At 59.3% G+C, this 14,370-nt stretch carries 11 protein-coding genes; all 11 read right to left on the reverse strand.

Going from position 1 to position 14,370, the window contains the following annotated elements:
• Positions 1-11: 11 nt before the first annotated feature.
• The gene (locus ACTQW0_RS03135) at positions 12-1,097 is read right to left on the reverse strand and encodes an ATP-binding protein (protein ID WP_154516340.1); all 1,086 of its coding nucleotides are present in this window, start codon (positions 1,095-1,097) and stop codon (positions 12-14) included.
• A gap of 1 nt (position 1,098) precedes the next feature.
• Complete coding sequence (gene rny, locus ACTQW0_RS03140) at positions 1,099-2,652, reverse strand: ribonuclease Y (RefSeq protein ID WP_441566893.1); 1,554 nt, start codon at positions 2,650-2,652, stop codon at positions 1,099-1,101.
• A gap of 257 nt (positions 2,653-2,909) precedes the next feature.
• A complete protein-coding gene (locus tag ACTQW0_RS03145; protein WP_154516334.1) occupies positions 2,910-3,602 on the reverse strand; it encodes a regulatory protein RecX in 693 nt (230 codons plus the stop codon).
• 11 nt (positions 3,603-3,613) lie between these two features.
• Positions 3,614-4,762, reverse strand: a complete 1,149-nt coding sequence (gene recA, locus ACTQW0_RS03150; RefSeq protein WP_154516331.1) for a recombinase RecA — start codon at positions 4,760-4,762, stop codon at positions 3,614-3,616.
• 257 nt (positions 4,763-5,019) lie between these two features.
• Complete coding sequence (locus tag ACTQW0_RS03155) at positions 5,020-5,535, reverse strand: CinA family protein (protein WP_441566895.1); 516 nt, start codon at positions 5,533-5,535, stop codon at positions 5,020-5,022.
• Between the two features lie 27 nt (positions 5,536-5,562).
• Positions 5,563-6,111, reverse strand: a complete 549-nt coding sequence (gene pgsA, locus ACTQW0_RS03160) for a CDP-diacylglycerol--glycerol-3-phosphate 3-phosphatidyltransferase (protein ID WP_441566909.1) — start codon at positions 6,109-6,111, stop codon at positions 5,563-5,565.
• 99 nt (positions 6,112-6,210) lie between these two features.
• Entirely contained in the window at positions 6,211-7,560 is a 1,350-nt protein-coding gene (rimO, locus tag ACTQW0_RS03165; protein ID WP_441566897.1) for a 30S ribosomal protein S12 methylthiotransferase RimO, read from the reverse strand.
• A gap of 26 nt (positions 7,561-7,586) precedes the next feature.
• Positions 7,587-8,084 carry a YajQ family cyclic di-GMP-binding protein gene (locus ACTQW0_RS03170; RefSeq protein WP_154516322.1) on the reverse strand — a complete coding sequence of 166 codons (498 nt, stop codon included), beginning with the start codon at positions 8,082-8,084 and terminating at the stop codon, positions 7,587-7,589.
• A gap of 26 nt (positions 8,085-8,110) precedes the next feature.
• Positions 8,111-9,601: a RodZ domain-containing protein gene (locus ACTQW0_RS03175; protein WP_441566899.1), complete on the reverse strand. Its 1,491-nt coding sequence runs from the start codon at positions 9,599-9,601 to the stop codon at positions 8,111-8,113.
• Positions 9,601-12,381 carry a DNA translocase FtsK 4TM domain-containing protein gene (locus tag ACTQW0_RS03180; RefSeq protein WP_441566901.1) on the reverse strand — a complete coding sequence of 927 codons (2,781 nt, stop codon included), beginning with the start codon at positions 12,379-12,381 and terminating at the stop codon, positions 9,601-9,603. The genes ACTQW0_RS03175 and ACTQW0_RS03180 overlap by 1 nt, the downstream gene beginning before the upstream one ends.
• A gap of 1 nt (position 12,382) precedes the next feature.
• Positions 12,383-14,053: a ribonuclease J gene (locus ACTQW0_RS03185; protein WP_117654800.1), complete on the reverse strand. Its 1,671-nt coding sequence runs from the start codon at positions 14,051-14,053 to the stop codon at positions 12,383-12,385.
• Positions 14,054-14,370: the final 317 nt, after the last annotated feature.

Here is a 14,370-nt window from a genome sequence, read left to right on the forward strand (position 1 = left end):
CGGTAAAGATGCTACTCCTCTTTGGCAAGATCGAACGTCACGGTGATGCGATCACGTGAAACGCGAATCTTAGGGTCGCCGCACAGATTGAGGTAATAACGGGCGGCGAGGTCATTGAAGTCGCGCTCAACAGCACGCGAAAACTGCGCCATGTCATCCTTGGCAATGCGGAGGCCTCGACGGTCCTTGGCAAGATCGACTGGAGCCGGCAATTGCGAGGTGGAATCGCGCTCGCGCAGCAGGCGCGCACACACACCGCGAACGGGCTTAATCTGTCCTGACAGAATACGGTGGGCAGTACGCTCGGACATCTCGAGACCCAGCCCGGAGCAAATCCGGATAAAGTCCTCGGCATCCGAAGCGAGACCTAAACGATCGATAACCGGAAGCTCACACTCGTCATCGATAAAGAGCAGGCGAGAAGTATCGAGACGACTGGAAGCCTGGGCGTACAGGGTCGCAGCGATCTCGGACGGAGAGCCCAGATACACGTCGCAGTCGCGCAGCTCCTCAAGGGCAAACTCGCAGGCTGCGCGAATGATGTTGTGAGGACCGCGAGCGCATACATAGCGGCCGTCTTCGTCTTTAACCGCCTGAGGCCAGCTCGACTGGTCGGCGCGCTCGCCTAAGCGATCGGTATCAACGCACACCTTAAACGCTGAGCCCAAATCGACGCCCGATGTAACAACGCGTGCCTCATCGGTGTTCTGCTTGATAGAGAACAGCGCCATACCACGACCGTGAACACCCCAACGGTCCATCTTCATGCTCTCGAGCTTGGAGGTGACACGGGCATCGAAGATACGCTCCTGCATATCCTGCGGCACACCCGAACCGTTATCCAGGAAGAGGAGGGTACGAACACCCTCCTCCTTGGTCGTGGCTAGATAGACCTTATCGGCTCCGGCATCGCGAGCATTACGCAGCATCTCGATGACAATGTCCTCTACATGCTGAATGTCATGCTTGGCCTGACGGCGCTCGGCCTCCGAAACGCGGAGGCGGACATACCCCTCGCCAAGGTTTTCCTCGACGCGAAGGTTGCCCTCCCCCGACATCGACGCGATAAATGAGATGAGCTCGTTCGCGTCGTTCATGTTATTTAGCGATATCGACGGCACGGCTCTCGCGAATCACGACAACGCGCACCTGACCGGGATACTCCATCTCTTCCTCGATCTGATGGGCGATATCGTGCGCAAGCACCGTGGACTGGGCATCGGAAATCTTGTCCGGCTGAACCATGACATGGACCTCGCGACCGGCCTGCATAGCATAGGTACGCTCGACGCCGTCATGAGAGTTGGCAATCTCCTCGAGCTTCTCAAGGCGCTTGATATAGCTCTCGGCCGACTCGCGACGGGCGCCGGGACGAGAAGCGGAAACAGCATCGGCAGCCTGGACCAGAACGTCGAGCACCGTGTTGGGGTCGACATCGGCATGATGGGCCTCGATTGCGTGGACGATAACGGGCTTCTCGCCATAACGGCGGGCAAGCTCGGCGCCAATCACAGCATGCGGACCCTCAACGTCGTGGTCGATGGCCTTGCCCAGGTCATGCAGGAGACCCGCGCGCTTGGCGGTCACAACATCCAGACCAAGCTCGGAGGCCATGATGCCGCACAGGTCGGAGACCTCAAGCGAGTGCTGCAGCACGTTCTGACCAAACGAGGTGCGGTAGCGCAGAGCGCCCAGGGTTTTGACGATCTCGGGATGCAGGTCGTGGATTCCGGTATCGAAGGCGGCCTGCTCGCCGGCTTCGAGCACACGCTGCTGAACCAAGTCAGCGGCCTTGTGGTACATCTCCTCGATGCGGGCGGGGTGAATACGACCGTCGGCAATGAGGTTCTCGAGCGCCACGCGGGCGGTCTCACGACGGACCGGATCAAAGCTCGAAAGCACGACAGTCTCGGGGGTGTCGTCGATCACAAGGTTGACGCCGGAAACCTGCTCGAAAGTACGGATGTTACGACCCTCGCGACCGATGATGCGGCCCTTAAGGTCATCGGAGGGAATATGAACGGACGTGACGGTGACCTCGGCGGTATGGTCGGCGGCACAGCGCTGGATCGCCAGGGAGAGAATCTCCTGAGCGGTCTTGTGGCACTCGGCGCGGACCTGTTGCTCGGACTCACGGATAATGGTGGCCGCCTCATGGGTAACCTCGCCGCGGACCTTGTCGAGCAGCTCCTTGTGAGCATCCTCGCGCGTAAGGTCGGCAATACGCTCGAGCTCGGAGGTCTGCTTGGCGCAAAGCTCCTCAAGTTCGCGAGAGCGCTTCTCGACCTGACCGGCCTGGCTGGACAGCTGATGCTCGCGCTTATCGAGCGCATCGTTGCGTCGGTCGAGCGATTCCTCTCGCTGCATCACGCGATTTTCGAGCGCGCGAATCTCGCTCTTACGCTGCTTGTCCTCGGCCTCGGCGGCCTGTTTGTTCTTGATGATCTCTTCCTTAGCCTCGAGTAGAGCCTCTTTTTTGAGGGTCTCGGCCTGACGCTTAGCATCACCGATCAGGGACTCTGCCTGCGCGTGTGCCGACTGAATCTTTTCTTCGGCCTCGTGAAGACTACCCTGCTTGGCGGTGCGCATGTAGGCAATGGCGACGATGGCACCCAAAACAATGCCAACGAGCGCTGCAATGATAAACAGCATGCTCACTCCTTTTTATGGATTCGTTACACAACAAAGCGAACCGTCCATACGAACGGCTCGCGACATTTGAGTAATATGGGCGCAGCTTATGCGGGTCGGATACAGATAAACATATAAACAAACTCATCGCAGATGAGCACATATCACAATACAAATGACAGTAATTATCCTACGTTGAACCGCAACAACTGTCAAATTAACGCACCCAGCACGGCGCCTATCGAGCGGTGAACGGCAGGGGCGTAACGTGCGCATGCTTAAACGTCGCATTTCTCGCTTAAGGCATCGAGGCGCGCCTTAACGGCATCCGCGGCTATGTGATAGGAAAAGCCCTTGCCCATCAAAAATCTGACGAGCTTTTCGAATGCACGTGCCTCGGGAACGCGACGCTTAGCGAGCAAAGCCGATGCGCGAGCCAAGTCGTCATCCTCGGCAAAATAAGCCTCGGGATACCCTGGAATCTCATCAAGTGCAACATGGCGACGCTTGAGTTCAGTCTCGATTTTGCGCTGTCCCCAACCACGACGCTTACGCTCCTCGATAAAGTACGAGCAAAAGCGGTTCTCATCTAAAAAACGATACTCGATGGCACGATTGACGGCAAAGTCGATCGCGGGCTGACGAAAGCCATAGCGCGCCAACTTATCGCGCACCTCGCCCGTAGCATGATCGCGACGCGAAAGCATCTCGGTCACCATGGTGAGCGCACATTTGCATTCGATAAGCTGCACCGCCTCGCGAAAGTCATCCCAGTCGCAGGGAAGATCGAGACGGTTCTGAACGTACACACGTGCCACACGCACGGGAATCCAAATGGACCGTTCAAAACCGCCCTCCAGATCGCAATCGATATGTGCACAGGGCTTTTTAGACGCATAACCGCTCGAGAACGAGGAGGCCGTCTTCTTATCCGGAAAAACGACCCGAGCCTCGGTCACCGTATACGACATGTCGGCATCCGTTACTCGTCGTCATCGTCGAGCATCGCGGAGCCATCGATGGCATACAGCTCGTCAAACTCCTCGGGGGCGGGCTGATCGGTCAACTCAACCTCGGAGGGGGCATCATCGTCATACTCAAGACCGCAGGCAAGGCGAACCTTGTGCTCGATCTCGTCGGCGCAATCGGGATGCTCGCGCAGGAACGTCTTAGCGGCCTCGCGACCGTTGCCGAGTTTGTCCTCACCATAGGCAAACCAAGACCCCATCTTTTTGCATATGCCGCACTCGACAGCCATATCCAGAATCGAGCCCTCTTTAGAAATGCCGGTGCCATACATGATGTCAAATTCGGCCGAGCGGAACGGAGCAGCCACCTTGTTCTTAACGACCTTGGCACGTACGCGATTGCCGATAACCTCGTCCTTGAGCTTGATGGTATCGATTTTGCGAATATCGATACGCACGGAAGAGAAAAACTTGAGTGCGCGGCCGCCTGTGGTGGTCTCGGGGTTGCCGAACATGACGCCGATCTTCTCGCGCAATTGGTTAATGAAGATGCAGGTTGTGTTGGACTTGGCAAGCGAGCCGGCGAGCTTGCGGAGCGCCTGACTCATCAAGCGAGCCTGCAGACCCACCGTCGTGTCACCGATCTCGCCCTCGATTTCGGCACGTGGAGTCAAAGCGGCAACAGAGTCGACGACGATGGCGTCGATGGCACCGGAACGCACAAGCATGTCAACGATCTCGAGCGCCTGTTCGCCCGTATCGGGCTGGGAAATCAGCACCTCGTCGATATCGACGCCGATGCGCGCGGCGTAGGTGGGATCAAGCGCATGCTCAGCGTCGATAAAAGCCACGACACCGCCCATGGCCTGCGCCTCTGCAAGAATCTCGAGCGAAAGCGTTGTCTTACCGGAGGACTCGGGGCCATAAATCTCAACGATACGGCCGCGCGGCACGCCGCCGATACCCAAGGCGGCATCGAGCGCCAGAGAGCCCGTCGGAATAGCCTCGACCTCGAGCTCGGGACCGCCGTCGCCATACCTCATAATAGAACCCTGGCCGAACTTCTTCTCGATCTCGGCCTTGGTAGTGGCGATCATCTCGTCGCGCTCTTTACCCGTCGTGCGCGTATGAACGGTACGTACGGGACCTGAATTCTTGGCCATGAATAGCCCTCCTCTTAACAACCTGAATCGATGATAAACGAACGGCTGTTCGTGGTCAACCGTTCAGGTTCATCATATGCACCCGTCCATTCCAAAACCCGACCAAACGCCGACCAATCACCGACCAAACGCTTGACCATGCCAATCGCAAATACGAGTGCTCGTACAAATTAAAGACATGTGCCAGCGCAAGCGCATTCCTTGCCAAAGGTCCCTATCTCCACAATTAAGGGGCCCTAAGGCCCCTTAAAACACGTCTATTCCATGGAATTGAGCACGCGGACAATGCGTTCCAAAGCCTCGGCGACCGCATAGGCACGGACGCACGACCGATCACCCTCGTAGTGACAGCGCGCAGACTCAACGACCGTCGCTCCCCCATCGGCCGCACGATACGCCCAGCCGATATAGAACGTGCCGGCGGGGTCTTGCTCGGTACCGTCGCCGGGCCCAGCGTAGCCCGTTGCGCTCACGGCGACATCGCTCTGATAGAGGTCCAGCGAGCCCACGGCCATCTCACGCGCCGTCTGATGCGACACGGCGCTAAACCGATCGAGCGTTTCCTGCTCGACGCCGAGCACGCGATGTTTGATCTCATCGCAGTAGGTCACCGCACCGCCACGAAGCACCGCCGAGGCACCCGGGATATCGGCAATCGTCGAGGCGATCATGCCCGCCGTCAGCGACTCCGCCGTCGATACCGTCACGCCACGGGCACTCGCGCGCTCGACAATATCGCGCGCCAGCTCCTCGTTGTTTGCGGCGATCTGCAAATAAGACTCCGTCATACCCACCAGGACCTAGACCGAAAAGACGATCTTACGGCAGTTCCAGAAGTACTGGGCACCCGAGATAATGGTCAAAATGACAGCGATGACGTACAGGAAGCGCGACACCGAATAGACACCGAACAGCAGCGACGCCGGCCCCAGCTGAAGACCGGCCATCGCAAAGACGCACAGATAGCCACAGATGGAGACCATCGTGGTCGCCGTCTTGTACTTGCCGAGCTTATCGGCGGCAACGACCACACCGGCAGCACTCGCGACCATGCGAAGTGCGCTCACCAACAGCTCGCGGAACAGGATAATGAACACGGACCACACGGTCACCGCGCCAAAATCCAAGAACAGCAGCAAGGCCGAGAACACCAGCAACTTGTCGGCGATGGGGTCCAAGAACTTGCCGAAATCGGTGATCTCGTTGCGTGAGCGCGCCAGATAGCCGTCGACCTTATCGGTGCACGACAGGATCACATACAGAATGAAGGCAGCGGCGGCGAGCGGGCCGTCGAAGGTGCTCCAGTCCGTACCGGCAACGCTCGCGTGAGACAGAGCCGAGACGATCATGAACACCGGAATAAAGACGATGCGCACGCACGTCACGATGTTGGCGGGCGTCCAAACGCTCGTCAGTTCCTTATTGCTCTCGTTTGCCACGACGCTCTCCTACTCCACAACATGGCCGATAAGCTCATAGCAGAAGCTATCGGTAAACTCGACGGTCAAAATATCGCCCACGGACGCCTCGCTGGCGTCCAGATGCACCGCGCCATCGGAATCGGGCGCCTGGAACCAGGCATGACCGATCAGCTCGGCGCCGTCCTCGGTCTCCTCGATACCGTCGACGATTACCTGGGCGCGCTCGCCCACATGGGCTGCTGTGGCGGCAAAACCCAGCGACTCGGCCAGATCCATGGCCTCCTGGGCGCGCTCGAGCTTGACCTCCTCATCGACCTGGCCCTCCATATTGGCGGCCAGGCTGCCCTCCTCCTGCGAGTAGGCAAAGACGCTCGTATAGTCAAAGCCGACGGTGTCCATAAAGTCGATAAGATCACGGAACTCGTCGTCGGTCTCGGTCGGAAAGCCGACCATGGCCGTGGAGCGAATCACGATGCCGGGGATACGATCACGAAGATCGCGGAACAGTTCCTCGAGCTCCTGACGCGAACCGGAGCGACGCATGGCCTTGAGAATGCGCGCATCGCAGTGCTGCACGGGGATATCGATATAGGGCAACACCTCGGGCGTATCGCGAATCGTCTCGATAAGCTCGTCGGTCATGCCCTCGGGCTGCAGATAGAGCACGCGAACCCAGACGTTGTGCGGGCGCACAGCCTCGGCGACGGCGCGCAGCAGCTGCGCCAGATTGCGCGGTGAGGCCTCAGCGGCGTCCTCATCGGCAAAGTCGGTGCCCCAAATGCCCGTGTCCTGGCCGATCAGCACAATCTCGCGCACACCGCCGGCAACCAGGTCGCGCACCTCGGAGATAATGCTTTCGGCATTGCGCGAATGATAGCGACCGCGAATGTAGGGAATCATGCAGAAGCTGCAAAAACGATTGCAGCCATCGGAGATCTTGACGTAGGCGACAGCGCCCTCGACGGTACGCTTGACCTGCGGGATATAGGCAGCGATTTCACGCTCCACACCGAGGGCGCCATCAATGACAGAGACGATACCGTCTTCCTCATCGGCCTTCACAAATGCCGCGACCTCGGGCAGCTCGTCGGGCAGGTCGTCGCCGTAACGAGACGGCACGCAACCGCACATGACAATGGGGCAGGAGCGAACGCCGTCCTGTACCTCGTTAGCGAGCTCGAGCGTGGTCTCGATGCTCTCAGACGTCGCCGAGGTAAGAAACGAGCACGTATTGACAATGGCGATATCGGCATCCTGAGGATCGAATGCCTCCTCGTAGCCCGCAGCGGTCAGCAGCGAACGCATGCGGTCGGTATCGACCTCGTTCTTGGCGCAGCCAAGCGTGATATAGAGTACGGAACCCAACGGAGTATCCATGTTGGAGAGCGGTCCTTTCGAGTAAATTAGCGGTAGTTGGTAAACTGCAGCGGCTGGCCGTAGTCCTGGTCGCGCAGAAACTGAATCACCGTCTGTAAAGCGTCCTTAGAAGCCGAGGAAACGCGCAGCTTATCGGCCTCGATGGTCACCTTGACCTTAAGCTTTTGATCCTTGATGTCTTTATTGATCTTCTTTGCGGTCGCCTGGTCGATGCCCTCGACGATATGACCGAGCACGCGCACGGTACCGCCCGAAGCCGCCTGCGGGGTGTCCCAAGAGACAGCCTTGAGGTCGATACCGCGCTTGATGAGCTTGGAGCTCAAAACATCGATGATCTGCTTGGAGACAAAATCGGCCGGAGCGTTAATCGTAAAGAGCTTGTCGCCCTTCGAGAGCTCGATGGTGGCGCCGGAGTCTTTAAGGTCATAGCGCTGGGAAATCTCGCGGGCGGTCTGCTGGAAGGCGTTATCGACCTCCTGCATGTTAACCTCGGACACAACGTCGAAGCTGGAATCTTTAGCCATGGTTCTTCCTTTCGGTACGGGGAGCCTTAGTAGCTGTCGTACGAATAGTCATCTGAATCGCTCACTGTCTGGCCGTCGGATGCCGTGTCGGTGCCGACGGTAGACTGGGCATCGGTACCGTCGGCATTATCGGTACCGCCGGTATTATCGCCGTTCTCGGAGTCAGCGGTCTCCTTCTTGGGAACGGTAATGGTCACGCGCGCCACACCCGATGTCTTGGTGTCATAGCGAACCTTTTCACCATTCTTGGTGACCGTGACATCGGAGGGCTTGGACGTGGTGATCTCAATCGAGGACTCGGGCGTGTACTCCTGCTCAAAAGGACCGGTCGCTTGAGCGCCATAGACCGATTTACCGTCGACCTTGACCTCGATCCAGGCGGTCTTGCCCTTGGCGACAGAGACCTTGACCTTGGTGACCTCGTCCTCTTCCTTTTCCACCGTCGCCTTGGCGGCATCGGAACCGGCCGCATCCGTCGCCTCGTCGGCGTCTTCATCCTCGTCAGTGGATTCGGTCTTCTTGGAAGATTTCTTAGTCGTCGTCTTGGTAGCCACGGGTGTCTCGGGCGTCGACTCGGGTGCAGCAGAGCCGCAACCACGCAGGAGTACCACGATGAGCAAAATCAACAGCAGCACCACGGCACCGATGCCGACGTAAATAATGCGCGGATCGATCGTGTTGTATTGAGAGGCGCGCCCAACGCCGCGTCCGCGATTGGAGCTACCACGACCATTACCCTGCGGTATGCGGCCGCGACCGCTATCGGGACGACCACGATAGCTACTCTGGCGCTGCGAACCCCGCCGGCCCGGACGCGGCGCAAGCTCGCCACGGCCCTGATAGCCGCGCTGGCCAGAGCGAGGCACCGAAGCGCGCTGCCCATAGGGCTGGGATTGCGAACGGAGGCGCGGCGTCACCTGCGTGGTATCGGCGTCGGAATAGCCATCGCGGGAACGCCCGGCGGATACTCCGCGATAGCTACGACCGGAGTATCCACCGTCGCCGTAACCGGCGCGAGGATCGCGACTCAACCCGCGAGCGGCGGGAAGCGCACGGTCATCTGGCAGGGGCGTACTGCGAAAACGATCTCGCTGAGAACGAATTTCCTCGCTGGAGCCCGTCTCGGTGATATAGCCCGCCTGCGGAGGGCGCTGGCCGTACCGTGTCGTACGACCACCCTGAACCATCAAAAAACGACCGTTATCGACCGAAGAACGCGAGTTAACGTAGCCGGCAGCATCCTGAAAACGACCGCCCTGCTGCGAGGTATCGCGTTCATATGCCATGAGGTCGTCAAAATAAGCGTTGACGACCTCGCGCGGGTTAAGCCCCAAAAAGCGAGCGTAGCTCGAAATCATGCCCTGCGCATAGCCACGCGGGGGCATCGATGCAAAGTTACCAGTCTCGAAAAACTCGATGATCTGCGGCCTGATTTTGATGGTGTTGGCGACCTGCTGGATGGAAAGGCCCATCCGGCGACGCTGCTCGAGCAGCATGTCACCAAAGCGTGCAGCCATCAGAATCCTCCAAACTCACGATCTTCACGTACCATCTCGGCGTCGACAGACTCCAGCGCGGCAAGCCCTTCGTCATCCAGCAGGACCTCGCGCGGCTTGGAACCGTCGGGCGGGCCGACGACGCCCTTTTCTTCCAGCATGTCCATAATACGCCCGGCGCGCGCATAGCCAACCTTGAGGCGGCGTTGCAGGCCAGATGTGGAGCCCAGCTGCGATTCCACCACAATATGAGCGGCCTCCCAGATAAGCGGGTCGTCATCCTGCGGCTCGGCAACGCCCGTGCGAACAATGCCGCCACCAGCCATGGACATGGAAGCAGGCGCCACGGCAGACAGAATCTCCTCGTGGTAGTCGGGCTCGCTTTGCGACTTAACGAACTCGACGATCTCGTTGATCTCATCATCCGAGACAAAACAGCCCTGGATACGGCGGGGCTTGCCCCAGTCGACCTTGGAGAACAGCATGTCGCCCAAACCGGTGAGCTTTTCGGCGCCCATCTGGTCGATAATGACGCGGGAATCGATGCCCGTGGCCACGTTAAAGGCGATACGATTGGTGATGTTGGCCTTAATGAGGCCCGTCACCACGTTGGAGCTGGGGCGCTGCGTAGCCACGATAAGGTGAATACCGGCGGCACGGCCCAGCTGGGCGATACGAACGATCGAGGCCTCGACATCCTTGCCGGCAACCATCATCAGGTCCGATAGCTCGTCGATGATAATGACCAGATAGGGCATCTTTTGCGGCGGGTTATCGTAGTGTACGAACTCGCCGGCGGCCTGCTTTTCGTTATACGTCGAGATCTTGCGAACGTTGAGGCGCTCGAAGACCTTCAGGCGACGCTCCATCTCGGAAACAGCCCATTGCAAGGCACTCGCAGCCTGCTTGGGTTCGGTCACCACGGGCACATAGAGATGGGGCAGGCCATTATAGCCGGCAAGCTCAACGCGCTTGGGGTCGACCATGATCAAGCGAACGTCCTCGGGAAGCGCGCGCATGAGCAGGGTCGTGATGATGGAGTTGATCATGACCGACTTACCGGAACCGGTGGTACCGGCAATAAGCAGGTGGGGCATCTTGGCGAGGTCGGCGACAACCGGCGTACCCTCGGCATCGCGGCCGATGGCCAGCTCGAGCGGGCCGCCCTTCACATAGGGAAGCACGTCTCCCAGGTTAACGTTCTGGCGCTTGCGATTGGGAATCTCGATACCCACAAGCGAGGTGCCGGGAATCGGCGCAAAGATACGCACCGACTGGGCGGCAAGCGAAAGCGCGATATCGTCCTCGAGGCTCGAAATCTTGCTCACGCGCTCGCCCTCGCCGGGCTGCAGCTTAAAGGTCGTCACCGTGGGACCGGCAATCCAGCCGACGACGCGAGCGCTACGGCCAAACTCCAGCAACGTGGACTGCAGCGACTCGGCCGTCTGCTCCAACTCCTTGTCAGAAGACGCGGCGGACGCCGACTGCGGATTGGCGTGCAGGATTTCGAGCGGCGGGAGTTTGAGGCCATCCTCTTGCTCGCCCTCGACATCGGTAGCAGTGCCGTCAGCTCCCCCATCGCCGGCTGCAACAGGAGCAGCGGAAGCCGTTGGGGTGGAGGCGTCGGCAACCTTGGGGTGCTTCAGGAAATCGGGGATCTGCGGGGCAGCAGACACGGGGTTCACGGCAAACGGCGGCTCGGACTCGTCGACCTTGTCCGGGTCGTCTTCCATCGAAAGCTGTCCGGTGACCTGTCCTCGCCTGTCTTGGCGACGCGGCAGCAAAGTTGTCTTGGCGGTCTCGAGCGGACACTCGTCATCCTCGTCATCGCCCGCGGTGAGTTCGATTTCGCTATCGGACCAAGACGGGTCGGGCTCACTCGTGTTGAGCTTAGGCGCGGACTTGCCATGCTTGGCATGGCGACGCGGCAGCAGCGTGGTCTTGGCGCGCTCGGCCTCCACAGCCTCGGACACGTCGACAAACGGATCATCGTCCTCGTCATCATCGTCCAAAACCGGGTCCGCATCATTGCCCATGACCGTGGTCACGGCCATATCGGAGCCCTTCTGACGAAGAATGCTCAGGTGCGGACGGGCGACGCCGGGAACCGACAGGGCCTCTTCGTCGCCCCACGGGCTCGCATTGACATCGGCACGACGGCGCTCGGCAAAATCGGCAGCGCGATCGCGCGCAGAGCGCAAAACGCCACCCACCGAAAAGCCGATGATGACAAAGCCAACGACGGCCAAACCCAACAGGACCACCGTCGCGATAGGTTTACCCAGGGCATTCTGCAGCGCACTCGCAATAAACGCACCGATGTAGCCGCCCGAAGCGGACAGGTTTTGCGGCACAAACATGAGGTCGCACGAATCGCTCGTGCCCGGCACCATCAACGAAAGAATGGAGACGACGGCGATAAAGACAACGGCGCCGCCCGCGACCGAGCGAATGTTGAGCGGCGAGTCCTCACCCAAAAAGAGCGTGGCGGCAAACAGCAAAATGACGATCGGCAGCACGTAGGCGCCCAGGCCAAAGCCAAGATGGTAGAAACCGGCAACCACTGCCGTCACGGGTGCCGTTGCCGGAGAAATCACGGCAATGAAAGACGCAATCGCCAAAACGGCAATGACCACGCCGGCGATATCGCGGTTGGCCGAAGGCTCGACCAGGGGCTCAAAATCGTCGAACTCGGCCTCGTGGCCCTTATTGGCACGAAGATGGGAACCGGCACCCTTAGCAGATGCCGGTTGGTTGTTGGCTTTATTGCCTTTGGCGTTTTGTGCAGATCCGCGCGCCAAACTAAACCTCCATGACGACCGGGATGATCATCGGACGGGTGCGCGTACGGCTCCAAATGAAGTTGGAGAGCGAATCGCGCACGGCCTTGCGAATGGCATCGGAGCCGCTGCTCGTAAAGCTAAACTTGCCCTTCTCGATCGTCTTCATGATGGATGCGGAGGCATCCTCGGAGAACTGATCGTCGATAGCAAATGAAACGCCACGGCCCGAGAACTCGATAGCCTCGATTTTCTTATGCTTGAGCGAGACGATGGCGACGGCTGTGACCATACCGTCATTGGCAAGCTTCTGACGATCGCGCAGGACGATGGGGTCGGTATCGCCGATGCGCAGGCCGTCGACGTAGACGACGCCGGATTCGACGGGCGTTCCGCGCTTGACAATACCACCACGCATCTCGAGCGTGTCACCGTTATCGAGGATAAAGATGTGATCATCCTTAATACCCATCTTACGGGCAAGCTGGGCATGAGCACGCAGGTGCACGGCCTCGCCGTGAACCGGCATAAAATAGGTGGGCTTGGCCATGGCCATCAGAAGCTTGAGCTCCTCCTGGCTGCCGTGACCCGAGACATGGACGAGGGCACGGTTCTTGTCCCACACGTCGCAGCCAAGCTTGGCCAGGCTGTTGACGACCTGCTGGACGGCCTTCTCGTTGCCGGGAACAGGGGTCGCCGAGAGGATGACGGTATCGCCCTCGTGGATGGAGAGCGTCTTGTGCTCGCCGTTGGCCATGCGGGACAGCGCCGACAGCGGCTCGCCCTGAGAGCCGGTGCACATGACGACAATCTTGTCGTCAGGCAGGTTATCGATATCGAAGGCATCGATGATATCGGCATCGTCGATGTTGAGGTAGCCCAGCTCGCGCGCCACGCGGGTGTTGGTGAGCATGGAACGTCCGGTCACGACGACCTTGCGGCCGCACTTGCGGGCGGCGTCGCAGATCTGCTGCAGGCGATGGATATGGCTCGAGAACGACGCGACGAACACGCGGCCCGGGGCATTCTTGATGGCGTGCAGCAAGTTGGGGCCGACTTCGGCCTCGGACTTGGTAAAGCCCGGAACCGTGGCGTTGGTGGAGTCGGAAAGCAACAGGTCGATGCCCTGTTTGGCAAAGCGACTGATGGCGGCATAATCGGGCGTGACGCCATCGATGGGCGTCTGGTCGAGCTTAAAGTCGCCCGTGTGCATAACGGTGCCCTGGTTGGTGCGAATGAATACGCCCAAAGCGCCCGGAATTGAGTGCGTCATAGAGAAGAAGTCGAGCGAAATGCCACCAAGATTGACATGGCTACCGCCCTTGACCTCGCGGAACTTGGGCGCGCGGATGCGGAACTCGGAAAGCTTGCCCTCGATGAAACCAAGCGTCAGCTTGCTCGAGAAGATGGGCACCTTGTTGTTGAGGTCCTGCAGCAGGTACGGAAGCGAACCGGTATGGTCCTCGTGGCCGTGGGTGACGATGATGCCGCGGAGCTTCTCCTCGTTCTCCAGAACATAGGTGTAGTCGGGAAGCACCAAATCGATACCGGGCTGGGAGTCGTCGGGGAACATAAGGCCGGCGTCGACGAGCACCATGTCGTCGCCGCACTCGAAGACCGTCATATTCTTGCCGATGCCGTCAAGGCCTCCGAGCGGAATGATCTTCAAGGGAGATGATTTTTTAGCTGCCATAGGTTCGTGCGGTTTCCTTTCTTCGAAACGGGTCTGGAACAACCGACGGGGCGCTTCTGGCAAACCGACCGCCGGGAACGTACAAACATGCATCACGGAGTCGATGCAGTAACTGCATTATGATACCCATTTGCCCACCAACAGACCACCCATGCATCAAAGCCCCATCCAAACCGGTCTATCCCGCCGGTCTGGGGCCATCGGGGGCCGGGGCGGGTTAAGTTTGCTGCTCTACAGTCCTGCGCAAGACGGAAAGCACATTAAGTGCTTTCCTTTGCGTGCGGAACTCGCGACAAACTTAACCCTGTCTCTTATAC

Source organism: Collinsella sp. LCP19S3_B7 (assembly GCF_052121795.1).
GTDB lineage: Bacteria > Actinomycetota > Coriobacteriia > Coriobacteriales > Coriobacteriaceae > Collinsella.